Consider the following 26,626-nt stretch of genomic DNA (forward strand, 5'->3'; position numbering starts at 1 on the left):
CGATGAAGGAACAGCGAATATCAATGTTGGAAAAATACATTCAGGACGACCCTCAAGACCCCTTTCCACTTTATGCCTTAGCATTGGAATATGTTGAGCGGGAGGTTGAAAAATCCGTAGAGCTATTTGATAAGACTTTACAAAAATTTCCTATGTATTTGCCCACATATTATCATGCCGCAGCCCTATTTGCAGACCTCGGCGAAATAGAAAAAGCCAAGTCCCTATACGAAAAAGGTATTCAATTAGCTCAAGATCAAAAGGAACAAAAAACCCTCAATGAATTACGTTCGGCTTTTCAAAATTTTAGATTTGAGAATGGAATGGATTAGAGAGGTGAATGATATTCTTGAAGATTAATGAGTATCGGTAATCTACGTGGAGAAAGGTAATGACCTGTCCATACTTGCGGCCTTTCATTAATTTTAGAATCTTTAAAACTAATTTAAAGAACTCACATCCCTCCAATAGATTATTGCGCCTTATATTATTTAACCTCATCATTACTATTCTACGACCTAAACCTATCATTTTTCCATCTTTTCGGATTTGTATTGATATATGCTTTGATTTTCTCATAAGATTCTGAATTACGGATAATGTGATCATAAAATGAACGCTGCCATGCGAAATCAAAAACACCAAGTAAATGAATTTCTTTAGAAGTGGTTGTTTTGTATACATCCATCAATTGAGAGAGGGATTTTATTTTAATTGGATTATGAATGAATCGATGGTGGCGAATTCCTTCTATTTCATTATGTAGGGACAGGTTGTATTCCCACATGACAATTAATCTTCAAGATTTGACTGATCAACTTTATAATTTTTGATTCCCATTCTAATAATATCTACAAATTTCTCCATTATTTTCTCCTCAGTTTTCAGTTTATCAAGTTGAATTTTTAAATCTTGATTTTCAGATTTACCTAATTCCTTTTCTAGTATTTTTTTCAACTGATTTATCCTTTCCTTTTCTGTAGAAGTTGGTTTTATTTTTGACCTTATTACGGTTTCATCTTTAATCGACATAAAAGGCTCATACAATTTAAAATAACCTCTACCAATTGCTCCTTGAAACTGATAAATTTTAGGATTAGCTTTTCCACCCTCTAGTATTTGGTTTTGTGAAATACCTGGATAATTATCAATATAGAAAATATTTTTTACGCCTAACTGATAAGCCTTTTTTGAACACAACTCACATGGAGAAGCAGTTGTAAACAAATTGCCACCATTTAAGGGCTGACCACCATATTTTGAAATTTGAAGCATCGCATTTTCTTCAGCGTGAAGAGATCTAGTGTGAACTTGATTATCCTTTGCTTCATAAGTGTTGTGGAATGTCTTAAAACAAAAAGAGCATGACCTTCCCTTAAGGCCATCAGAAATGTTAGATTTATTTTTTTCAAAATCTTCCCTTAACTTTTCATTAAATGATCTTTCATCCTTATACCTAATATCAGTATTGCCAAGTTCAAATTGGGTGAAGCCTTTTTCAACACCATTTACCAAATCACGGATATCTCTATTTGCACATGGAGTTTGGCCTAATGGCACATCGTTCCAACCGATTCCTTTAACTGAAAAATGAGCATCAGTCAATACAGCACCAACTTGCCTAGATATACAGCCTGAGTTTAACTTAGCATTAAAGGCAACTTGCATTATTCTTTCTATATATGACGGAGTGAATAACCCTGGTTGCTGTATTAGTGAAATCAACTTTAATACTTGAATTAGAAAAGGTTGATAAATATAATATTCATTGGTTCTATCTAATTGTTTTGATTCTAACCTTTGAATACCTTCTTTGTACCATAGGTGTACATCCTCCAAACTAGCGAAATTTTTAAGGACTAAATGATAATCGGCTTTCTGAACGCAATTTTCAACATCGTAACCATCGAAAATACCATCCTTAAATTCATCCACATTATATTCAATTTCATCTAAGGCTTTTAGCAATTTAAAATTTTCATTTTTGGAAGTAGTAATCTCTAAATTTTGGATTTTCTTATTTATTAGTTCTCTTCTTAAATGATCATTTCTGTTACAAGCAACCATATAAAACCCTGAATACTTCTCTCTAAAGTAAACTAGCTCATAAGAGTTTTTTAACCTATCTATTACAATATGGGCAGGTTTATCATTATTATCTTTCGTAGCACTACCTCTATGAATTTTTATAAGCTGATTAATAACTTCAGCTATGGTATAAATGTGCTCCAAGAATTCTACTGGCTTATCTTCTTTAATTACGTTGATATCTAAAGTGCCAAATCTTCTTAAGCAGTAAGAAGCAACATGTATTAATTTATGTCTTAAATATGGACTATAATTATCCAATGTAGCAAAAAACAAATCAGCCAAGTCATTGAATTCATTCTGAAAAAAGAAGTCAATATTATCAACTTTATCTGATTTTAGAATTCTTAAAAATCCCTCAAGAGTTTTACCTTTAAATACAACTCTCAATTTTGACAAACTTTCTATTAATACATTACTTAATTTATTTGACAAAAAATCAGTACTATCTACGTATAATCCAACATTACCACCAAACCTCGGAGTAATAAATGGCTTATAACTCCCTAATTCAATTATCCAACTACAAATATTAGCATTAAATTTATTAACATCAGAATCATAATTATGATGTAGTATAAATAAAAATATAATCTTCTTATAATCAACTACATCAAATTGAATCCAGTTTCCATTAAACTCAAAAAAATCAACAATTCTCCTTATTTTTTGCGATTCACTTTCACTAATTTTTGTATAAGTATTTCTAAAATTATTCAAAAATTCAACTTGATCTTTAGTTAATTTTTTCTGTGATAATAATTCTGCAACCTGATCAACTCCAGACTGCATTTTACCTGTCAGGCCAAGTATTATAAAATTCTGTCTGAGTTTGTAAAAATTATCTAAGCTCATTAACAATTAAATTATTTGAACGCATTTAGGTTTGGTTAAAATGCCAGTTTATATTCTTTCCGTAATAAGTCAACTTCATCAAGCAACTCTAATTCTATGCTCTCTATTTGCTGCATAAGCTAGGCAAGCATGAACATCTTGTTCTGTTAATTCTGGAATGTCTTCGATTATTTCATTTGTAGACATCCCCGAAGCTAACCAGCTCAAAACATTGAAAACAGAAATCCTTGTATTTCTAACACAAGGTTTTCCAAACCTAATTTTAGGGTCAATTTTTAATATTTCGCTATAGCTCATCATATTATTAACTTTTTCAAATATACAAAAAACCCATAGTAATTTTCTGAGGCAATACCTTATTAAGCAACTGAAAAGGGATTTCAATCCTTTCCTTTTTCTAAAATAATCAAGAACAGTAGAAATCGGTATTCTCCCCCTCCAGCCATTCCATCATTCATAATCTCAAAATCACTTATATTTAGCACAATGGATCAAATTGTTGTTTTTATAACTCTAGGGATTGCACTCGTACTATTTATCTGGGGCAAGTTTCGATACGATTTAGTTGCATTAGCAGCGCTATTTTTTCTGGTAGTATGGAATATTATTCCTGCAGAAGATGCCTTCACAGGTTTTGCTCATCCAGCAGTAATTACTGTTGCGGCTATTTTAATCGTGAGTAAAGCATTGGAGAATTCGGGCATAGTCAACGTGATTGTGCAATTAATGAATCGGGTTGGTAAAAATAAGTTTTTGCAAATCGGCCTACTCTCACTTATCGTGGCTGTAGCTTCTGCTTTTATGAATAACATTGGCGCATTGGCCATTTTGATGCCTGTGGCTATTCAGCTTGCCCGAAAGCATAAATACTCACCTTCAATTATTTTAATGCCCATTGCATTTGCTTCATTACTTGGTGGTATGAACACGCTGATTGGAACTCCACCAAATATTATAATATCCACTTTTCGAGGACAAAGCAATTCAGCTCCTTTTTCGATGTTTGATTTCAGTCCAGTTGGCATTGTTATTACCATTGCTGGATTGCTTTTTATCACTTTGATTGGTTGGAAATTGATACCTAAAAGAAAGGAGACAGAAGATGGAAGTAACTTATTTGAAATCAATAATTATATCACAGAAGTCAGAATTGTAGAGGAATCTAATCTCCTTGAAAAAAATCTAAATGAGATTGATGAAATTTCGGATGCTGATTTAGTATTGATTGGTTTAGTGCGGGAGGAAAGACGAGTTAACATTTCAAATTACTATGGTAAACTACGTGAAGGCGATATCCTTATTATAGAATCAGATACAGAAGGTTTGAAAACCTTTATCGAAGCTAGCAAATGCGAGTTGGTTGGGGATGAAAAATTATATCCAAAAGCTGAGGGTTCCGATGATTACGTGATTCTTGAAGCAATCATTCAAAATCACTCGACTTTAGTTGGAGAAACTGCCTCAAGTATGCGATTGCGGTCTCGTTACGAAATTAACCTACTCGCACTTGCTAGACAAAACCAAACTTTAAGAAAGCGCATTGATAAAGTAACTTTCCAATCTGGTGATGTATTGCTTATTCAAGGCCGTGAAGATGACATCTCTGCCAAACTTGAATTATTGGGCTGCTTGCCCTTAGCAGAAAGGAAATTGGATATCAGTAAACCAACAAGAACAATCTATGCCTTAGCTATTTTCATTGCTTCTATTTTAATGGTGGTTTTCAATATATTACCCGTTGAAATAGCATTTTCTATTGCTGCTATGGCGATGGTATTAATCAAAATTTTGCCAGTAAAAAACGTATACCAAAATATAGATTGGCCCATTATAATTTTGCTTGCAGCAATGATTCCTGTGGGTGAAGCTCTTGAAACCACTGGCGGAGCCGAGTTAATATCTTCACAAGTAATTATACTGAGTGATAGCTTTCCTACTTGGGCGATTTTAGCATTTATTATGACTGTAACAATGCTCCTTTCCAATGTCATCAATAATGCCGCTACTGCCGTAATGATGGCACCTATTGCTATCAAAATTGCAGAGGATTTGTCCTTTTCAACCGATCCATTTTTAATGGCTGTAGCCATTGGAGCATCTGCAGCATTTCTCACTCCAATAGGCCATCAGTCTAACACGCTCGTAATGTCGCCCGGCGGCTATAAGTTTGGTGACTATTGGCGAATGGGCTTACCTATCAGCATTTTAATTGTTGCTATTAGTATCCCAATGATTTTGATGGTTTGGCCTTTGTAATTCAGCAATAAAAAAAGGCTCACCGAAGCAAGCCTTTCAATTCTATCTATTAACAGATTATACTATTTAATTTCACTCATTATCAAATCAATAGCCTTATCCAATTGAGGTTGTCTGCCTTCTAGTCTATCCATAAAAGTTTCGGCTACGAATATATCCGGAGCCACTCCTGTTAGTTCCAAATCATTGCCATCTAAATCGTAACAGCCCCAAGCCGGCATTCTGTGAAATGAGCCATCGACCAAGCCAAAACCCGATGTAAAAATAATCCAGCGATAGGATTCAGTACCGACTACTTTACCCAAATTAAGGGCTTTAAATCCATTAGCAGTCATTTCTGCATCACTTAGGCTTTGTTCATTTTGTAATAGTATAATTGGCTTATCAGATGGCGTGAAATTAGGCTGACTTGTCCTCCCGCCTTCTCTATATTGCCACTCGCTGTAGGTCTTTTGACTTAAGGTTTGTAGCACCTGATCATGCACATTTCCGCCCGTGTTATTGCGCAGATCCAATATCAACCCATCTCTATATTGAGCTTCATTAGCCATTTCTTCTAGAAAACGAGTCAATTCACCACCACCCATATTCTTCATGTGTATGTAGGCAATCCGTTTTCCGCTTTTTGCATCCACATAGCTTTGGTTTTCGTCCATCCACTCGTCATAAAGAAGCGTACGCATAGCTCCAGAGCTCATTGGCTTCACCCAAAAGTCATAATTTTGACCATTGCGGCTCAAAGTCAACTTCATTTCTTCCATACGGCTGGGTGAATTAAAATAGGCATATCGCTCTTTGCTGTTGTCCACCACTACATCATTCACTGCGACTAATCTATCACCCGGCATTACCTCTTTTGGATTTTTAGTTGCTGGCGAATAGGCAATTACTCGCTCTACCACTAGTGGATTATCATTGCTAAATACTATGCCCGAATGCCAAGTAGTCTGTCTAGAGAAGGTTTGGTTCTCCTCTGCTCCAGACGAAGAAAAGCCCAAGTGACTGGCATTTAATTCACCCATCATATGGTTCATGATTATTCGCAAATGCTCGCGCGTATTCACATTAGGCAAATAGGCTTCGTAGCGACTTTTCATCTCCGTCCAATCTACCCCATGAAAATCACGATCGTAGAAATTTTCTTGAATATTAGCCCATGTTTCGTAAAACATTTGATTGAATTCATTACGAAGGTTTTTGCTAAAATTATGTGAGATTGCAATTTTTTCCACGTCGCCTGATTCATATTTCACAATATGAATATCGCCACTCATAAGTCCGTATAGCTTATCTCCTACTAAAGTCAAATTGCCAACAGAACCTCTCGTTCCTTTAAATTTCTCTGTTTTATCATCCTCGAATGGCTCTTGTACTGTTTTCCATAGTGTTGTTCCATTACCATCTTGATTCGATAAATAAAGGATATAATCTTTATCTCCTTTGCTTATTATCATTGGGCGAGACTGGTTGCCGCTACCGCTGGTCACTCTTTCCCAGCGTCTGTTCAAATCTACTGTATCAATACGAACCACAACTTCCACCTTGCTTTCCTCTTTTGGTTTTTCTTCAAATAGCTTGTTGAATTCTACTGCTTTGAAAGGCGTTTCTTCATTCGTAAGTGCTACACGGTAAATGCTTGGATTTGTATCTCCGGTTGGGTAGCTAGGTTTGGTTCTGTCTGTTGCGAAATATACATACTTACCATCTGGCGACCAGTATGGATCAGTTTCGGAAACGACCGTATGCGTAAGGTTAATGCTCTGCTTGGTCTCTACATTCACCAAAACCACTTCCTTTTCAAAATTGCGAGTGGCATTATAGGCAACCCACTTGCCATCAGGTGAGAAGTTCAATGCTCCGTTTTGGAATCCCCATAGCTCATCTTTAGCCAAGGCTTCTGTACTGAAATCCGCCAAATTCATCAACATTACTTCATCGCGACCACCGTAATAAATCATTTTGGATTTATCGGGCGACATGACTAATTGCCTCTCACTGCGTTCAGTTTCTGTTAATCTTTTTTGCTGGCCTGTACCATCTGCTTTGCTTGTGTAGATATTTTGCCAGCCTTTGTCAGTTTGATTATACACAAGAGTTTCATTGTCTTTCATCCATAGTACTTCCACCACTCGCTCACTTGGTTCTGTTGGAATCTGGCGCACGAATTTGCCCTTGATATCCGAAACGAAAAGCGCACCTCTACTGACAAAAGCTATTTTATTATTATCAGGCGATACATCGAAATTGGTAATATTTGTAGCTGTAGCAAAGCTTTTTTCTATTTCCAAAATTGAACTTTGCCCCATAGAGATTCTTACCGGATTGGATTGCTTGCTTGCGACATCATATGTGAAAAGCTGATAATCTTTCTCAAAAACTACTGTAGAGCCATCTGCACTTACTTGTGGGTTCCAAATAGACGTTTCGAACTGAGTAAGCGAAGTCTTCAATCCATTCTCGAAAGTGTAGAGATTGTATTCTTCATTGCTTTCGTCAGATGCAAAGAAGAGTTTGCCATCCTGTGTGATACTCGGCCACATATCTTTGCCTTCCCAGGTTGTCAATTGGCCATAAGTATCTGTTTCTAAATTGTAGGTTTTAATATCCGGATTGAAAGCACCTTTGTAGCGCTTACGTTGTACTTGATTATTACTTTCCCATGTATCTGTAAAATAGACTTCTTCGCCATTGGGATGAATCACCAAATCGTGTGGAATATTGAAGTAGTGATCGAAAAGGCGGGTGGGATTTCCACCGTCCTTGGAGATAGAATACACCGAAACCGAATTGTATCGACTAGAAGAGAAAAAGAGCTCTTCGCTATCCCAACTCCAAGAATATATCTGATCGGAGCCATCGTGCCAGGTTAATTGCTTAATCGGGCCACCACTAATTGGCATCACATACACGTTGGAATTCCCATCTTGTGATCCGCTAAAAGCTAGCCATTTACCGTCAGGGGATACACGAGGATGAGATTCATTGCCAGCCATTCCTGTTATGCGCATGGCCTGACCTCCCGCTTTTGCTACCGACCAAATATCACCTTCGTAGGTGAAGTAAATGGTGCGGCCATTGGGACTTAATGAAGGTGTCGTAGCAAAATAAACATCACTTTGTGCATTGGATGCAAAGCCTACCAACACGCAAATTATTGTCAACAAATAATTCTTAACCATAAGAGAATAGATTTAGAGGAATAATATGCAAGAAAGCAAAATTCTGAGAATCAAGTGCTAATTTACTATGCAGTAAGTTTTTGAAGCAAGCGCGCAGGAAATAAGATAATGGCTTTGAGCAATTCAAAAACACCATTTACAGCAATTCCCAAGAGCCTAAATGGCAATAGTATTAGCCAAATAATTGGATATAAAATTAATACTGCAATGGCCAAAGGGGCACAAAGCACAAATAATAACAGCCAAAGCAAGAATGTTGTCATCTTATATTTTTTTGCTGATTTTACTAAAATTAACAAAAACCTGATAAAGAATTCGAAAGAATGGACAAATAGGCTAGTTAGTGGCTTAGCATGAAGTTGAAATAATGCGGGAGGTAAACCCTAATTCATTATCGCACTACAGTTCGAGGAATTGCTGCTGGCAATCTGCTTAGCATTTCATTATTGAGCAATTGAGTGCTATTAGTAAAACTTGACACATGAATCACATTATTATTCTGTCTGCCAATTAGCACTACTTCATCTCCAAGCTTGGCTTCCGAGATATGTGAAATATCCACCATAAATAGATTCATATTGATTAGACCAACAATAGGTGCTTTTTTGCCATGAATCAGTACTTGCCCTCTATTTGATAATGCACGTGGATAGCCATTAGAATATCCCAAGGGCATAACAGCGATAGTCATTTTATGCGTAGCTTGAAAAGACGTACCGTAGCCTATGAACTCTCCTTGCTCTACATCACGAATATCCATGATGTCAGTTTTCCAAGTGAAAATCCGCTTGAGTGAGGAGTCTGCCTTTTTATTGGTTTCATGCAAATGCGCAAAATAAATATCTGGACTTGGCCAAAAACCATATTGTGCTACACCTATACGCACCATATCATAAACAGTATCTTTCATCGCCAAGGCGGCAGCAGAACAAGCTATATGCCTGATATTGGGCATAATTTTCTTATCCCGACATTGCTTCAAAAAAGCTTTATATCGCTTATGCTGCATATCAATTTTGAACTGATTTGATAAACTTTCTGCACCGCCAAAATGCGTACATAAGCCTTCAAAAATAATATGATCGCTATGCTTTTTTAGATAAGCAAGAACTTTTAGAAAATCCTTTTGCGGGAGGCCGGTTCTATTTGCTCCAGTTTCTACTTCCACATGGACTTTAGCTGGTTTTCCTACTTGTTTTGCTGCAGCGAGTGTTTTAGGCATTCGCTCATAGTTATACACGAAAAACTCAATATCATTCTCAATAGCCCAAGGGATATCTTCCTCATAGATAATACCCATTATCATGATTCGACTTGAAGGTGCGCACACACTCAACACCTCTTCAGCCTCAAAACTTGAGGCTACTGAAAAATGGCTGACTCCACATTTTTCAGCCATAGGCACAAAGCTCCGAATGCCATGACCATAGGCATTTGCTTTGACTACGGATGAAAGAATTACATTTTCACCAATCTTCTTTTTAATGAAGTTTATATTGTTCTTGTAGGCGGATTGTTTCAGTTCAATCCGCGAGGAATGCTTTACCATACTTTTTTCATTTCGAGCCAAGTATAAGATCGCCCCCAACTTTCCTTAGCCAATTTTTTAATTTTTTGAATTTCTATAAAAGGGACATTCTCCATCTTCTCTTTTGCTTCCAAATTATTGAAATGGAATGCATAAACTCTTGCAGCAAACTCATGCAAGGGAAGTGAAGATTCACCGTAAATCTCACCGTTTCCAAATACAGAAGGCTTTATGTTCTGTCCCCAATCTTGGCGACCTTCATTATTTGGGTTTAGAAAATATGCTCTATATACTCCTTTATGATCTTTATCCACCCGCAATAAGGAAACCGCGTGAAAACCTAACATATCTCCTTTGGAAGATGTTATAAATATCCCTACCGGATTTGGGTATATCAATCTGTGTCCTCCATTATAATTTGGATGACACATCGCATAGAATACGCTTATAAATCCATCGAAATCGACAATAGCATTGGATAAATAATCATATGCCGAAGCAAAACCAATTTGAATCCATTGGCCATATAATGCTGGATTTACCCATTTGTGTGGATCTTCTCCTCTACCTGAAGCTCTTATCATCATTTCATTGTAAATCTTATCGAGCATAGGCACTAATGTGACCGATACCGCATCCAAATTATGATCTAGCTTTTGCACCAATCCCAAACCAACTGCAGATGATTTGATTTCTTGACCTTCGAATCTGAATGTAAGATCATTGTAAGTCGCAGCTGTTTGCACCATATGAATAAGTTTAGCTGGCGCATGCTGACTCCACATACTAATACCTCGTGCACTTTGGCATGTGGGATTATTGCCCTGCCCTACTCCAAGTGGCTGTCCCAATACTCTGAACAAAGCACCCATCAAGTATTGCAATGCACTCACTTTTTCATGCGGTGTTTTGGTGGATTTCAAAATCCTATCTTCTACCATAGGATGCACTTTGGTAGTAAGCATATTTGCCAATCCTGATCGTACGGCTTCTCTAGAAAAAATGCCTGATTCTAGCATTTTAGCTAGTCCATACACACATTGTGCATTATATGGATGAATTGTTTTGAGGATCAAATTAGATATAAAATCATTGTATTCAATCCATCTTGCAGTACCAGCATCACTCAATCCAAGGCATATTGGAATTAAGTCATCATGGCTATTTTTGATCAAGTAAATCACCAAAATAGCATGGTATTGACTAACCAAACCAAAGCTGAGCATCGCTTGACTCATTTCTTTTGACTCCTCTCGCAATTGCTCAGGCGAAAGTTTGACAAGGAATTCCCGATATTCTACATAATCCTTATCTACTGTATTTAAGGTTGGTCTATAAATACATCTTTGGAATTTTAATAAGCGAGCATCAATTTCCTTTTTAGGATCAAGATCTATTTTCTCTTTTATCAGTGCAATAATTTTACGCTGCTTTTCAGTTACCACAGGGCGCTGCTCACAAATTAATGTGAGTTCTTCTACCAATTTTTCCTTTACACTATCAAGCTTAGTCTTTTCTGAAATGTATTTGAATAGGGTATGAACCTTTTTGAGTTCATGGTCACTCATTATAAGCCTAGTTTCTTCTAATGGCTCATTGAAAACAAACTCCAAATTGGCAACTATAACTTCTTGAATGAAATTCTCCGCATCCTTTGGACTGAATCCTTTCACTTTGAATTTCCCATTAGCAATTGCCAATAAACGCAACTCACTCAATATCTCAATGGTTGAATTTGGATGACCACTCTTTAGTGTTCCATTTACCAAACTGGCAACCAATTTGGATGGATCGGCCCAAGGTGAGCCTTCAAATATTCCGGCTTTCGCTAAGTCCTCAATGCCTTGATAAATAAAATTTAATCCTTCTGTAGTATCAATAAGTAGGTCAATCTGACCCATCATCTTGCGGGCCTTCTCTGGCTTCGTTAGTGCTGTTGCCTCACTAAATTCCTTAAACTGTTCTTCAAATTTTTGATATGTATTGTCTGAAAGCACTTGATTATGCATAAAAAAGCAAAAAATTTTCGATGTGTTTGTAGATTTTGTATTTGGGTAGAATGTAAAAATAAAACCTTTCGAGGTGAAAGGCTTTATTTATCTTCAATTTTACATATGTGGATCAATGATAAAAGTCTACATTTTCGTAATGCAATAGCAATTCCGTCATTCTATCTGGATCTTCACCTTTAAAATTGACGGTGCCAAAATGATTCCCAAAACCTTCTCTACTATTGATTTTTTGATTGGTATATGGTGGAATCAAATTATGATCTAAGAAATAAGATTCCTCCTTCAACTCTTCAGGAATTTCGAGCTTATTGATCACATCCTTGTGCGGATATATCATCAAATTGCCATAAAACTGCTTGGGTCGCGCATCTAATGGCGGGAGTATTTCTTTTAATTCTTCCTCAGACAAGTTCGGATCGTGGCAAAGCACAAAAGCACCAAGCGCATCGAAATCATAAGCCTTAGCTGCCAATTCCAATATATGTCCACCTGGAATTCTACAAGCTACTTCACCAAAACTCAATTCGTCATTTTCGGTAAGGAACCACTCTGGGTGAATCATACCGTACTCAATTCCAAATAAATCAACCAACTTCTGCATTTCTTTCATGATTTTATCACGCTTCGAGTGCAAGTGATTGCCTTCAGGAATAAAGTTAGAATAGCCCAGCTTCACATATTCCGTAATATTAAGGAAGCGGATTTTTCCTCCATGAATAAATGCTTCACACGAAAACTCTGTACCTGGCAAGTGACTCTCAGCTAAGCATGGAAAATCACTTTCTTGGCATTTCTCTTCAACATCTTGGAGCGATCTTAAAAGACGGTGACCAACAGTACCTGCCGAAGCAAATGGCTTAATGTGTACCCAGCTATCTTGCTCTCCTTCCACTTGAAGGTTAGCCTGATTAAGCCTTTTCATAAAACTCTTGACACCTTCCTTATTGTACACTTCTTCGAAAAGCCCTACACGCAAGCCTCCAATCAAAGCCTTTCTTTTCATCATAGCCTTGTTGCGAAATAAGAATGCACGATTCAATACACGAGGATCACCTCTGTAAATAGAATTAAGCGCACCTGCCCATTCCACAGTTTCTTCGAAAAGAGGTACGGCTACATCTGCGTTGAACGGCTTCAGTTTTTCATACAAGTCCAAAGAGTTGGAAGTATCACTCCACTCATCGAATTGATAGGCCACAAATGGTATATTATTTTCTTTTGCGTACTCCTCGAAGTCAGGAAAGGAAACTACTACATAAGGTTTGTTGAGTTTTTGCATACTCTCGATTACGGGCAAACTCCAACCCATCAATGCAAAGCATTTTGCCATATTTATATATTTATTTAGTTATCAAATATTTAATATGCCTTAATATATCATTTGAGAGGGCAATAGCAAGCTTTTGCTAAACTAATTCAAAATAAAGTTATATATTTAAAGTTAATCTTAGAATGGGTACATAAAGGAAAAATGTTGTGGCTATTAAAATGAAAACACAAATGCAGATGATGGAATAGAAACTAAAACTTTTCCTCTCACTATATTTCAAATATCAATTTCTGCCTTTAAAGTAAATTCTAGCAATCAGCGGGAGGATTTATGAGATATTTTTTGATTCCTTTTAGAAATTAGCTATCATTAATTCCAATAAGAAATTTAAATGTATCATGTGGAAATCAATACTTTGGACGATTGTGGTGGTTGGTTTGAATACCACAAATCTCCAAGCACAAACCCTTCAAGCATTAGATGCTCAAAATAATCTCAATACCCTTGGCGATATTAATAATGCAAATGGACTTGTTCGCACCTTTAATCAGGGTAACAGAGGTATTCAAGGCAGTCCATTTCTTAATGAGTTCTGGGCACCGGGCGTAATTATCCTTTTTAGTGGAGATACCATTCCAAATGCCGGACTCAATTACGACGCTTTTTATGATGAAGTAAAGTATCTGCATAGACTAGATGGTTCACCGCTATTTCTATCGCAAGGAGTAATTTCATCCTTTATCATGGTGCCTGAGGATGATAGAGGATTACAGTATTTCAGAAGAGAAAATGTAGTTCACGGAAAAAAAGAATACACAGGTTTTTTTCAAGTAATCGCCGAAAATGAAGACATACTAATCTTAAGAAAAACTAAAAGTGTGTTTTTCGCAAGACAATCAGAAGGAGCATATAAAACACGTACCAATGATGAGTACAGCAAAATTGACCAATACTTTCTGATTAAAAATGGAGAGACTTCCATCCTCCCGCAAAAACCAGGTAGGCTTGCCAAACAGCTTGGGATCAGGAAAAGGTTACTTTTTGACTATACATTCAAAAATCAATTAGACCTTAGCAAGGAAAGAGATTTCCGAAAAGTCATTGCTTATTACCTTGACTTACAAAATAAAAATGACCGCCAAAATTAGCGGTCATTTTTACTTTATTTCTGATTGACTAATTACTCTTCTGTCAATTCATATCTCATTGTTTTGCCTTTTTCGGTTGCTGGAATACCATATTTCATCCAATAAGGCATTGGTTCTCCTTTCAGATAATGATCGAAGAATTGTGATAATCTGATGGACAAATCTTTGCGGTTTTTACGCAAGCGCAAGTTGTGATCTTCGCCATTATAAACTAGCAACCAACTTGGCACATTATTTCTACGAAGTGCCATGTAAAATTCAATACCTTGATACCAAGGCACAGCGCCATCTTCGTCGTTTGCCATTATCAAAAGTGGCGTTTTAATTCTGTCTGCATAGAATAGAGGTGAGTTTTCTACATAATACCAAGGTTTTTCCCAAAGTGTACCACCGATACGGCTTTGTGTTTGCTCATATTGGAACATACGACTCATACCAGTACCCCAGCGGATACCACCATAAGCAGAAGTCATATTCACCACTGGCGCACCACTGCCTGCAGCTTTGAACATATTGGTTTGCGTAACCAAATAAGCTACTTGATAACCACCCCAAGACTGACCTTGGATTGCCATGTTGTCTTTATCTACAAAACCACGATCTACGATACTCAATACACCTGGAACAATACAGTCATAGGCACTTGGTCCTGGAAGACCCAAATCGTATTTGATATCTGGTACAAATACAATGTAGCCATTGCTGGCAAAATAAGTAAGGTTGATAGTAGAAGCACTTGGAGCTGGCGATCTATATGAATGCAAGCCATCAGAACTACGCTCATAGAAATAGGATATCAATGGATACTTCTTGTTAGGATCGAAATTCTCAGGCTTGATAAGTAAGCCTTGCAAGCGATCGCCTTGTAAGCTCGTATATTCTACCAACTCAATAGTACCCCAATTGTATTCACTTTGCTGAGGATTTGTAATACTCATTTTGCGAGGGTTCTGAAACTGCAAATTGGTTGCATACACTTCTCCGTATTCCGTGAATGTAGATCTGTTAAAAATCACCCTATCGGAATCCTTTGCTTTGCGCATACCATACATTGAGTAATCACCCATTACAATACTTGTAGGGTTAGCTTTGGTATTTGCATTCATACTTGAGTAGCCGGATTGCTTATTGGTATAATGGAAAGTACTCAAGTACCATTTGCCAGAAGTAGGAATACTTCTTTCTTCAAAATCCAATCTTGCATAACGGTATCTCAAATCATTGGCACGTCCATGGCCATTTGTGAGGTTTACTGGAGCAATTGCCATTGAAGGATCTAACTTCCAGATATCATGGCGATCATAAACCAAAATAGCTGTTTCATCTTCTAACCAACCTGCGCTACCATATCCTCCAGGTAATGATGGTGAATCATGGATTTCATCATAGAAATTGACATCCAAGTCTGCAGTAAGCGCTTTTTTAGCACCACTAGCTATTGTGTACGAATACCATGTACTATCAGTAGGCTCATACCAAGCTAGATATTTTCCATTAGGCGAAGCTTGCGGATATCCTTGTGCTGTAAAAATAAATTTACGATTTCCTGTATTCAAATCTACAGTATAAACGTCTCTTGGCAATTGGATATCCCATGAGTAATTATATCTGTATTTGCTATCATCGGTAGCAATTGCAATGTCAAATTTGCGATCTGGATCTAGGCTTACAGAATTAAAGTCTTCATCTTCCAATTGAACTACCTTATTAGAATTCAAATGATAAACTGCCAAATATGTTCTCCTCAATTCGCGATTCAATTGCACTTTCTGCATCGGCTGAATGGCTTCATCTGTCCATGACCAAACGTCAACTTTCACTCGGTCTTCATCTAGAATTGTAGTGTCTTGTTCGTAATCGAATTTTGGTGGACGTGGTGCCGTAGCAAAGAAAATTCTATTACCATTATCGGAGAAATTGATATTTCCATTGTCACTAACCACCCATCGCTCCGGCACACCCTGAGTCAGAGTGTCCACTAATTTGCGACTATCATTAGCGGCATTGTCCCAATAAAATAAGCTGTAATACTTCTCCTTTGCTTTAGTGCTATCGGCAGTTGCATGCCAACCTAGCTTCAAACCATCCTTATATGCTGTAATTCCTTTGTATTCAGTAAGGCCAGTATCAATGGCAGCTAATGCTTTTGACTGTGTGTCAAAATACCAAACACCTGCATTTTTTACAGAATCATCTTCTACTTTGGTGAAATACACTCTATTTCCTGGCTCAGTAAAAATGTATTCAGCAGTACGCTCAACTATTTGCTCTTCTCCAGTAGCCAAGTTTCTCAATACTAATTCACTACCTTTTGCTTTTGGCGCCGGCTTTTTAGGTTTTTCATCACCTGATGTTTCTTCAGCTGCTTCCGCCTTATTTGCACCTGGCTCAGTTTGGTACACAAGCCATCCCGATCCATCCTTTGGAAGCTTATAACCTTTAACCATAGGCTTTTTCACAAGCTCACCATTTTGCAAGTTTAAGATTCCCAAAGAGTCCTTTGGCATATCCGCAGCTTTAGTCTTTTTAAGCTTTAATTCTTTTACAAGGTCTTCTTGAGGCTTAATTACAAAAATCACAAAACGATTATCATTTGTGAAGTTTGGATTTACAGCACGATCTATCTTGTAACTTGCTGTACCATTTAATTGCTTTACTTCAAGCACATTATCTCCCTCTTGAGGATTAATTGTGAAATGCAACCAATTGCCATCATTGGAAAGACTTGTAGAGCCAAGGCTTTTCCATTCGTCATAAACATCATGCGTCAATGGTTTTTTTCCTTGCGCCATTATCAATGACGGAAAAATCACCAAGCACATAAATAGTGATAAAATTTTATTCATGCGTTAAGTTATGGGTTGAATTGGGTTTATAATTAAATTTAAAGATGGAAAGTTAATTAAATTAAACCCTTCATAAAAACCATTTTTGATTGGTAATTAGTAAATTTCAATTTTGATTATCATTTCACATTTATCATCATATCGATCAACCATAACCCATTACAATGAAGAATTATATTCAAAGCATATTTTCAAGGCAATTTCTGTCCTTGATTCTAATATGCAGCTTGGCCTTACCTACTCTTGGTCAGCAAACCAAAATCTCAGAAAAAACGAAATCAATGACTGCCTACGATGGCTTTCTGCCATTTTATTGGGAAGAAAGTACAGGTAAATTGTTTCTCAAAATCAATAAATTCGATGAGGAAATTTTGTACTACACATCCCTTCCCGCTGGTCTGGGTTCCAATGATATTGGTTTGGATCGTGGCCAATTGGGCAAGAAAGCTATCGTAAAATTCGAAAGAGTGGGTCCGAAGGTTTTCATGGTACAACCCAACTATGACTACAGAGCTACAACTGATAATCCAGCGGAAAAAGCAGCAGTGGAGCAAGCATTTGCTACTTCTACTTTGGCTTCTTTCGATATAGTGGCCGAAGAAGACGGAGATGTGCTTGTTGACTTATCTGGCTTGTTGATAAGCGATGCTCATGGAGTTGCTAGTACTTTGAGAAGAAGCAATCAAGGCAGTTACAGTTTAGATAAAAGTAGAAGTGCCATTTACCTCCCGCGCACAAAAAACTTCCCTAAGAATACAGAATTTGAAGTGACCACAACCTTTACAGGAGAAGCGGGAGGTGGATTAGTTCGTTCCGTTACACCAAGTGCCGAAGCTATCACTTTACGCATGCACCATTCTTTTGTAGAATTGCCCGACAATAATTTTCAACCTCGTAAGTTCGATCCACGTGCAGGCTATTTCTCCACCAGCTATGTAGATCTAGGAGTGCCAATAGATGAATCAATTGTACAGCGTGTAATCAACCGCCATCGACTTATCAAGAAAAATCCAAATGCAGAAATGAGCGAAGCTGTAGAGCCAATAATCTATTACTTAGATCCTGGCACACCTGAGCCAGTTCGTTCTGCATTGCTAGATGGTGGTCGTTGGTGGAATCAAGCTTTTGAAGCAGCCGGTTTTATTGATGCATTCCAAGTAGAAATGCTACCAGAAGGTGCTGACCCAATGGATATTCGTTACAATATGATCCAATGGGTGCATCGCTCAACGCGTGGTTGGTCCTATGGCGCATCCATCACCGACCCACGAACTGGAGAAATATTGAAAGGCCATGTAACCCTTGGCTCTCTTAGAGTAAGGCAGGATTACATGATTGCAGAAGGACTTCTTGCTCCTTATGAAGAAGGCAGAGAAGCTAATCCAGAAATGGAGCAAATGGCTATACAAAGATTAAGACAGCTTTCCGCTCACGAAATTGGTCATACTATTGGCTTGGCACACAATTACATTTCAAGTGCACAAGGCGATGCTTCTGTTATGGATTATCCGCATCCAAAAGTGATGATAATGGGCACTGGCAAACTAAGCTTGGCAAATGCTTATGATCAAAAAATTGGCGCATGGGATAAAGTAGCTATCAATTATGGCTATCGCCAATTCCCAAGCAATGTAGATCAAGATGCAGAACTTGAAAAAATATTGATGGATGCAAATGACAATGGGATCTCTTTTCTTTCTGACCAAGATGCTCGCCCTTTAGGGTCGGCGCATCCAACTACCCACCTGTGGGATAATGGCCAAAGTGCTGCCAAAGAGTTGGATAGATTAATGGAAGTGAGAAAAATTGCCTTAGACAACTTTGGCGAAAACAACATCAAATCAGGCATGCCAATGGCAACGATAGAAGATGTACTAGTACCCGTTTATCTACTTCACAGATACCAAGTAGAAGCTGCTGCAAAAGTGATTGGTGGTGTGGAATATAGCTATGCACTCAAAGGCGATGGACAAATAACTACCAAAATGGTTGATCCAGCGATGCAAAGAGAAGCATTGAACTCAATTATTAAAACCCTTGCACCAACTGCCTTGGCTTTACCAGAAAATTTAATTCAACAAATTCCTCCTCGTCCAATTGGTTTTGGAGGTGGAAGAGAAACTTTCCCTTCCAGAACTGGTGTAACATTCGACCCATTAGCTGTGGCAGAAACTGCAGCTTCTATGTCATTAGATATGCTTTTTCATCATGAACGTATGGCCAGAGTTATTGAATTAAATGCTAGAAATTCACAAATGCCATCATTCTTACAAGTAATCGATGAAGTGATGAAAGCTACTATCAACGCTAATATAGCGGGAGGTTTAACAGGTGAAATTCATAAGTCTATCAATCATTTGGTATTACATAAACTCATGAGCCTATCGATGAATACTCGTACAAGTGCGCAGGTGCGAGAACAAGCTGCATTTGCGGTGCATCAGTTAGAAGCACAACTTACAGCAAGTATGAATTCAAATTCAGCAGCTGATAAAAAAGCACACTATATGTCTTTAGCTCAAACAATAAAGAACTTCAAAGAATCACCTGATAAACTCATCGCCCCAAATGTTCCTTCCGCTCCTCCTGGCGCACCTATCGGGATGGACGCAATGGACTATTGCAACTTTGTTGATATTAATAACTAATTAATTGAGCTTATCAATTAGGCTTAATGGGCTGTCTTATTACTTAATGAGACAGCCTATTTATTTTCTGAAAAAATATCAGAATACGTAAAGCATAGTTTCAATGCTACAAATCTTATGCGATTGATTTACAAGCATTCAAAAATGAAATGGGTCTTTTAATAAATTTTATTGATATTTCCTTTGAAGACAAAATCAATAGTCTAAATTTGTCCCATAAAATTATTTTCAGTGCCTCTTAAGCAAAACTATTTGTTTAATCTTTTAAGTTGTTTAGTTGTAGGAATTCTCCTATTAAACTTTCCAGCTTATTCCACAGCTAGTGATTTTCCACAATCACAATCAATCGTATCAGGTTTCTCTTTAGAGATAAATGGTGACAATACCTCTAGCAATGGCACTGAGATTGATAATGATAAGTCAGACATTCCCAATTCACCTCAAAAGGATTCTCCATTTTCCGACAATGGAGAAAATGAGGAAGAAAACAGAGAAAAAGACAGTGACGAAGATGATATTAGTAGTCATGATTTTAATCAAAACCCACGAGTAGATTTATTTTGTTTATCTACAAACTTCATTTCCACACCCATATTTTATGGGTTAAAAAGCATTCCACTCTATTTACTTTTCCATTGTTGGAAAAGCTTCCTAAGCTGATTTTTTAAGTTTTCAATCACCTGAAAATCTATTTAGACAACAGGCTTTCTATTTCCTAAAACATTGGAAATAAATTAATTACACTTAAAAAAATCAAGTTTGTGGAACCTAACACCATAGAATTTGATGAGCAAAACTCTTTGCATAAACTTGGGCACTATTTGCCAGCTCAAGCTCCTTTAAAAGATTTTGTTCATCACAATACCTTACATGCATTTCAGCATGAGAAATTTCATAGCGCATTACAAAATGCTTCACAAATATTTGGATACAAGACCTACTTATCACTTGAAGAATATCGGAAATTGCACTCTGAAGGAAAGATAAGGGAAGACATTCTGAATAATGTAATTGAGGAAAAAATCCTTCAAGACCCTAATGTTGATACTAAACTCAAAATCGCTAATAGTAATGACTGGAAACAAAAGTTGTTATTTCATCCCTATGAACAAGACTTAACTTCTCGAATCGGTCATTTAAGAAGTTCTTGGAAAGATTTGTACAAAATCAATTTAGACAAAGTTGTCCACCCCTTTTTATTCAGATTACTTTCGGCCTATTTGGATCAAGGCATTTCAATTTGGGCCTTCCCGCAATCGACTAAAGGTTTTTTGGACTCTATAAGAGGTTTAGAGAAAAACGGTTTTACGAGTCTTTTTAAAACAAATCGACCTAGGAAGATCCTATTAGAAAACTCTCACACATTAAAAGATTTGTTGCAGCTAATAGTTGGTGAGGAGAGTCTTTTTGAGCACTATTTGTTCGATCAACAATTTGCTCACCCTGGATGGTCTGGAATGGTTTCAACAGTTGAAAATTCTCCTGAAACATTATTAAACCAGAAAGTCATCTCATTGCACGATATGATTTTCCTGGAGCTTCTGTTAGAATTAGATGCTCTTGATCAGAAGTTTGGGACGAATTGGAAACCTCTATCAGAACAGCTATCTGAACCCATTACTCCTATATTTAAGTCTGTTGAATATAGCGAAATTTATGAGGTCCTCAGTATTTGGCAAAACGCTTTTGAGTGGAGCTATTTTGATGATGTAATAGCTAGTATTAAGCTATCAAAACATCCAGAAAATGAAGAAAAGAAATCCTTTCAAGCTTTATTCTGCATTGACGATAGAGAATACTCATTAAGGAGATACATTGAAAGCATAGACAAGAAAAGTGAGACCTTTGGAACTCCCGGATTTTTTGGCGTGGAATTCTATTTTCAGCCTGAAAATGGAAAGTTTTATACTAAAGCTTGTCCAGCGCCTGTTACTCCTAAATTTTTGATTAGGGAGCAAGATCGAAGTAAGGATCACCACTTAGTGGACGCTCATTATAATAGGAATTCTCATCGGCCTTTAGCGGGATGGTTAATCTCCCAGACACTTGGATTTTGGTCAGCTTTCAAACTCTTTATAAATATTTTCAAACCTTCAATTAGTCCTGCTACTGCCTATTCTTTTCAACACATGGACAAACATTCCAAATTGTCTATTGAAAAAACCGGTGAATCTATAGATGGACTTCAAATTGGGTTTAGTATTCAGGAGATGGCCACTCGGGTATCGAATACACTCAGGAGCATTGGTTTGGCAGAAGATTTTGCTCCTTTAATTTACATTATTGGTCATGGAGCAAGTTCTGTCAACAATACTCATTATGCTGGGTATGATTGTGGGGCATGCTGTGGTAGACCTGGAGCAGTAAATGCCCGTGTATTTTCCTATATGGCAAATCACAAAGATGTAAGGGAGATTCTTTCTAAAGAAGGTTTAATCATACCTAAATCAACCTATTTCATTGGGGGAATGCATGATACAACGCGTGATGAGATTGAATTTTATGATGAAGAATTAATCCCTCAAGAGCATGTAGGTGTACATCAGCAAAATAATTATGTTTTTGAAAAAGCACTCTTAGAAAATGCTAGAGAAAGGGCGAGAAGGTTTAGTACAGTTGACATCCATCAATCGCTAAATGCTATTCATAAAGAAGTTAAAAAGAGATCGGTTTCCCTTTTTGAACCAAGGCCAGAGCTAAACCATGCGACTAATGCGCTTTGCATTATTGGTCGAGGGTCACTCACTAAAAAGTTGTTTTTGGATCGAAGACCGTTTATGAATTCTTATGATTATAGACAGGATCCTGAAGGAAAATTACTACTTAGTATTTTGAATGCAGCAGCTCCTGTTTGCGGAGGAATCAATCTTGAATACTATTTCTCAAGAGTTGATCAGCAGAAACTCGGCGCTGGCACCAAATTACCTCATAATGTGGTTGGCCTATTTGCAGTTTCTAACGGAATTGATGGTGATTTGAGGCCGGGACTTCCAAGTCAAATGATAGAAGTGCATGATCCCATTCGCATTCTTTTCATTATTGAACACAGCCCTAATGTTGTGTTAGAAACTATTCAAAGGAATCCAAGCACCTTTGAGTGGTTCCAAAATGAATGGATTTTACTGGCTATTAAAGATCCTTATTCGAACAAAATCCTTCGCTATAAGGATGGGAAAATTTCTGAATACCTCCCACTTAATACCAAGCCTCAAATTACAGATGAGATACTTTCCTTTATCAAAGAGAGTCAAGATAATTTACCTGTTTTAATGGAGCTAGTTTAAAATGGAAAAATTCATCTATCTTTTCTTATTGCTACCAGTATTAGGCTTTTTGGTTACAATGAGTATAAAATCGACTCATGAATCCTATCTGTCGAAAGTAGCATTCTTTACAGTTGGCTTAAGCTTAGTTTCTGCATTAGGTTTTATTGCATACTGGGTATGGAATTCATTTCCAGTCTTTAGTATAGGAGCAATATCCTTATACAAAGACCAATCTTATGACTTCTTTTTAGAATTTTACTTCGATAGAGTGACTGCTGTATATCTCTTAGTTGGTGCAATTCTCACCTTCCTCGTCACTATTTATAGTAGGTCCTATATGCATAGAGAATCTGGTTACAAAAGATTTTTTGGCACTATCCTCTTTTTCTATTTAGGCTACAACTTCACTACCCTTTCAGGAAATTTCGAAACGCTATTTATTGGATGGGAAGTTTTAGGAATTTCATCCTTTCTTTTAATTGCGTTTTACCGCACCCGTTATTTACCGGTAAAAAATGCACTAAAAGTGTTTACCATTTATCGAATAGGTGATGTTGGAATTCTTTTAGCAATGTGGATGAGCCATCATTTATGGCACGAGAATGTCACTTTTATTAAGCTAGCTAACTTTAACTTAGTACATGATCAATTGCTAAACCATAGCAATATTGGTGTATTTATTTCTCTTATGATTTTGATAGCAGCCGCTGCGAAATCTGCTCAGTTACCTTTCTCAGCATGGCTTCCTAGAGCAATGGAGGGACCTACACCATCAAGTGCAATCTTTTATGGTTCACTTTCAGTACATATTGGTGCGTTTTTATTAATGAGAACCTTTCCATTTTGGGAACATCAAGAGTCAATAAGGTGGTTGATTGCAATTTTAGGGCTATTCTCAGCAATTATCCTTTCTTTAATTGCGCGAGTACAATCCACCATAAAAAGCCAAATTGCATATGGCTCAGCAGCTCAAATAGGTATAATATTTATTGAAATTTCTATTGGTTGGGAAATCCTAGCGCTTGTCCATTTTGCAGGGAATGCGTTTTTAAGAACCTACCAATTATTGATTTCACCTTCAGTGGTTACTTATTTAATTCGAGAGCAATTTTATAACTACACACCTGAAAAACAATCGGATCCAAATGGATTATTTACAAAGGTTAAAAATGCTGTTTATCTCTGGTCACTGAAAGAGTGGAATTTAGATACAGTTATTTTTAAGCTTGTTTTTAGACCTTTAAAATGGATGCGGAAGTCATTGGTATTCATCAATCTGAAGAACCTCTTTTACTTCTTTATTCCGCTTTATATTATTGGGTTTGTAATTACATATTTGAATACACCAATACCCACTGGGGCAAAAAATTATCTAGCGGTAATTATTGCCTTTTTGGCTTTGATAATGGTTGCCAAATCATACAATGAAAGAACCAGCTCTAGACTCGCTTGGATATTGATTGTTTTGGCTCACTTCTTTGTCGACTTGGCTATCACGTTAAATGACCACTTCGATGGAAAAGAAGCCTTGGTATATTTGAGTGGAGTCATAGTTTCAGGCTTGATCGGCTACTATTGTTTAAATAAAATTAAAACTCTTGAAAACCAGAATATAGGTTTAAACAGCTTTCATGGATTAATTCAACGCCATAAATCATTGGCTATGATTTTCTTTCTCAGCTGTTTAGGCATTGCTGGATTTCCTATTACCACTACCTTTTTTGGAGAAGATTTAATCTTGACCCACATCCAAGAAGGACAAGTCGTCTTAGCCTTATTGGTAGCGCTTATTTTCATTTTAAATGGAATTTCAGCTATTAGAATTTACGCTCGAGTATTTCTTGGGCACCAAGAATTAAACCTTCAAAGTACTTCACCACTAACGAATTAAAACATGAAAATCATAAATAATAAACTGATCAAGCCTAAGGATGGAATTTTAGGATTAAAAGAAAATTGGAAAGAAGACATGCTATCCGGCTTCTTAGTATTTCTAATTGCACTACCACTTTGTTTGGGTATTGCTATGGCTAGTGGCTTTCCACCTATCGGTGGAATAATCACTGCCATTATAGGTGGCTTAGTTGTAAGTCCAATTATGGGTTCTCGGATATCCATCAAAGGCCCCGCAGCTGGTCTCATTGCGATTGCTATGGCAGCTGTTATGGAACTTGGACAAGGCGACGCATTGGCAGGGTATAAGTACACTCTGGCCATTGTTGTAATTGCAGGAATTGTTCAGATTTTGTTTGGGCTTTTAAAGCTTGGGAGGTTTGTAGATTTTTTCCCTACCGCTGCAGTACATGGAATGCTCGCAGCAATTGGTATTATAATCATAGCTAAGCAAATCCCAGTAATGCTGGGAGTAACTCCTGATAATGGAAACCCGATAGCCTTGTTATTGGAAATACCCAAAATGCTATCGAACCTTAATCCTGAAATCGCATTAATTGGAGGAATTAGTTTAATTATCCTATTTGGCTTACCATTAGTTAAGTATAAGTGGGCAAAAGTAATTCCTACTCCCATGCTAGTGCTTTTGATAGCAATGCCTTTGGGAACCTTTTTTGACTTAAACCACCAACATGAATATCTTTTTCTTGATCACCACTATTTTGTTGGGCCGAAGTTTTTAGTTACTCTTCCTAGTAACATTTTAGATGGAATTACTTTCCCAGACTTTGGTGAAATCGTGAGCATGACCTCTCTCAAATATGTGGTCATGTTTGCCTTGGTAGGAAGCTTGGAGTCACTTCTTACAGTAAAAGCTGTAGATGGATTAGACCCATATAGACGAAAATCTAATTCTAATAGGGATTTACTCGCCGTTGGAGCAGGAAATACTCTTTCTGGTTTAATTGGTGGCTTGCCTATGATTGCTGAAGTAGTTCGTAGCTCTGCCAATGTTGGTAGTGGTGCAAAGACTCGATGGAGCAATTTCTTCCATGGTCTATTTCTACTTGTATTTGTCGCATTTTTCCCAGATCTAATTCACCGAATTCCGCTAACAGCTCTTGCCGCTATGTTGATATTTACGGGATTTAGACTTGCCTCTCCGAAGCTCTTTAAGGAAACACTCAATGTTGGCAAAGAACAACTTATTGTATTCCTGACCACCATTGTAGTAACATTAGCTGAGGACTTATTAGTAGGTATAGCTGCTGGTATAATAATGGAAATAGCAGTACATCTATATCGTGGGGTTCCATTCAAATCTTTATTCAAATCTGATTTCCATAAAAGTGAAACTGAGAGTGAAATACGGTTTAGTGCTAAAAATGCCGCCATTTTCACAAACTACCTTGGCTTCAAAAGACAAATTGATGCATTACCCTTAGGTAAAAATGTAGTAGTAGACTTTCAGCTTGCTAAGCTAATAGATCACACTTTCATGGAACAAATAACTCACTTTAAGCATGATTATGAAGAAGCGGGAGGAACTGTAGCCTTAATTGGTATGGACCACCTAACTCCAGTGGCAAAGCATGCTCTTTCCGCTAGAAAAGTAATTAATTATTAAAATGTCCATC

17 protein-coding genes are annotated in these 26,626 nt (G+C 37.2%); 8 read left to right on the plus strand and 9 right to left on the minus strand.

Annotation, left to right across the window (positions count from 1 at the left end; translation table 11 throughout):
• Positions 1–23 precede the first annotated feature (23 nt).
• Positions 24–332, plus strand: coding sequence for a tetratricopeptide repeat protein (locus ACOXY8_RS12475; protein WP_458331932.1), 309 nt, complete (start codon positions 24–26; stop codon positions 330–332).
• Between the two features lie 179 nt (positions 333–511).
• Here the strand turns inward: ACOXY8_RS12475 and ACOXY8_RS12480 are convergent, their stop codons facing one another.
• The 3 genes from ACOXY8_RS12480 to ACOXY8_RS12490 all read right to left on the minus strand — a co-directional run bounded on the left by ACOXY8_RS12480 (position 512) and on the right by ACOXY8_RS12490 (position 3,243).
• Positions 512–787 (minus strand): hypothetical protein, encoded by a 276-nt coding sequence (locus ACOXY8_RS12480; RefSeq protein WP_458331933.1) that lies wholly within the window; start codon positions 785–787, stop codon positions 512–514.
• Positions 788–792: 5 nt separating this feature from the next.
• Positions 793–2,943 carry a hypothetical protein gene (locus tag ACOXY8_RS12485; protein WP_458331934.1) on the minus strand — a complete coding sequence of 717 codons (2,151 nt, stop codon included), beginning with the start codon at positions 2,941–2,943 and terminating at the stop codon, positions 793–795.
• Between the two features lie 78 nt (positions 2,944–3,021).
• Positions 3,022–3,243 (minus strand): DUF433 domain-containing protein, encoded by a 222-nt coding sequence (locus tag ACOXY8_RS12490; RefSeq protein ID WP_458331935.1) that lies wholly within the window; start codon positions 3,241–3,243, stop codon positions 3,022–3,024.
• Between the two features lie 186 nt (positions 3,244–3,429).
• On the opposite strand from ACOXY8_RS12490, the gene ACOXY8_RS12495 reads away from it, so the two are divergent.
• Positions 3,430–5,199: an SLC13 family permease gene (locus tag ACOXY8_RS12495; protein ID WP_458331936.1), complete on the plus strand. Its 1,770-nt coding sequence runs from the start codon at positions 3,430–3,432 to the stop codon at positions 5,197–5,199.
• A gap of 62 nt (positions 5,200–5,261) precedes the next feature.
• Here the strand turns inward: ACOXY8_RS12495 and ACOXY8_RS12500 are convergent, their stop codons facing one another.
• The 5 genes from ACOXY8_RS12500 to ACOXY8_RS12520 all read right to left on the minus strand — a co-directional run bounded on the left by ACOXY8_RS12500 (position 5,262) and on the right by ACOXY8_RS12520 (position 13,248).
• Complete coding sequence (locus ACOXY8_RS12500) at positions 5,262–8,378, minus strand: S41 family peptidase (RefSeq protein ID WP_458331937.1); 3,117 nt, start codon at positions 8,376–8,378, stop codon at positions 5,262–5,264.
• Positions 8,379–8,443: 65 nt separating this feature from the next.
• On the minus strand, positions 8,444–8,641 hold the full coding sequence (locus ACOXY8_RS12505; protein WP_458331938.1) for a hypothetical protein: 198 nt from the start codon (positions 8,639–8,641) through the stop codon (positions 8,444–8,446).
• 128 nt (positions 8,642–8,769) lie between these two features.
• A complete protein-coding gene (gene alr, locus ACOXY8_RS12510) occupies positions 8,770–9,927 on the minus strand; it encodes an alanine racemase (RefSeq protein WP_458331939.1) in 1,158 nt (385 codons plus the stop codon).
• Positions 9,921–11,915, minus strand: a complete 1,995-nt coding sequence (locus tag ACOXY8_RS12515) for a hypothetical protein (protein ID WP_458331940.1) — start codon at positions 11,913–11,915, stop codon at positions 9,921–9,923. The genes alr and ACOXY8_RS12515 overlap by 7 nt, the downstream gene beginning before the upstream one ends.
• A gap of 112 nt (positions 11,916–12,027) precedes the next feature.
• Complete coding sequence (locus tag ACOXY8_RS12520) at positions 12,028–13,248, minus strand: ATP-grasp domain-containing protein (RefSeq protein ID WP_458331941.1); 1,221 nt, start codon at positions 13,246–13,248, stop codon at positions 12,028–12,030.
• A gap of 338 nt (positions 13,249–13,586) precedes the next feature.
• Here ACOXY8_RS12520 and ACOXY8_RS12525 point away from each other — a divergent pair, with 338 nt between their 5' ends.
• Complete coding sequence (locus ACOXY8_RS12525) at positions 13,587–14,336, plus strand: hypothetical protein (RefSeq protein ID WP_458331942.1); 750 nt, start codon at positions 13,587–13,589, stop codon at positions 14,334–14,336.
• A gap of 32 nt (positions 14,337–14,368) precedes the next feature.
• On the opposite strand, the gene ACOXY8_RS12530 is transcribed toward ACOXY8_RS12525, so the two are convergent.
• Positions 14,369–17,182, minus strand: a complete 2,814-nt coding sequence (locus ACOXY8_RS12530) for a prolyl oligopeptidase family serine peptidase (RefSeq protein ID WP_458331943.1) — start codon at positions 17,180–17,182, stop codon at positions 14,369–14,371.
• A 164-nt stretch (positions 17,183–17,346) separates the two neighbouring features.
• On the opposite strand from ACOXY8_RS12530, the gene ACOXY8_RS12535 reads away from it, so the two are divergent.
• From ACOXY8_RS12535 to ACOXY8_RS12555, 5 genes are all read left to right on the plus strand, one after another.
• Positions 17,347–19,830 carry a zinc-dependent metalloprotease gene (locus tag ACOXY8_RS12535; RefSeq protein WP_458331944.1) on the plus strand — a complete coding sequence of 828 codons (2,484 nt, stop codon included), beginning with the start codon at positions 17,347–17,349 and terminating at the stop codon, positions 19,828–19,830.
• Between the two features lie 252 nt (positions 19,831–20,082).
• Positions 20,083–20,490 carry a hypothetical protein gene (locus ACOXY8_RS12540; protein WP_458331945.1) on the plus strand — a complete coding sequence of 136 codons (408 nt, stop codon included), beginning with the start codon at positions 20,083–20,085 and terminating at the stop codon, positions 20,488–20,490.
• Between the two features lie 101 nt (positions 20,491–20,591).
• A complete protein-coding gene (locus ACOXY8_RS12545) occupies positions 20,592–23,114 on the plus strand; it encodes a YbcC family protein (protein ID WP_458331946.1) in 2,523 nt (840 codons plus the stop codon).
• 1 nt (position 23,115) lies between these two features.
• Positions 23,116–24,987 (plus strand): proton-conducting transporter transmembrane domain-containing protein, encoded by a 1,872-nt coding sequence (locus ACOXY8_RS12550; RefSeq protein WP_458331947.1) that lies wholly within the window; start codon positions 23,116–23,118, stop codon positions 24,985–24,987.
• Positions 24,988–24,990: 3 nt separating this feature from the next.
• Positions 24,991–26,616 (plus strand): SulP family inorganic anion transporter, encoded by a 1,626-nt coding sequence (locus tag ACOXY8_RS12555; RefSeq protein WP_458331948.1) that lies wholly within the window; start codon positions 24,991–24,993, stop codon positions 26,614–26,616.
• Positions 26,617–26,626: the final 10 nt, after the last annotated feature.

The organism is Peijinzhouia sedimentorum (genome assembly GCF_049340005.1).
Classification (GTDB): Bacteria; Bacteroidota; Bacteroidia; order Cytophagales; family Cyclobacteriaceae; genus CAXBDP01.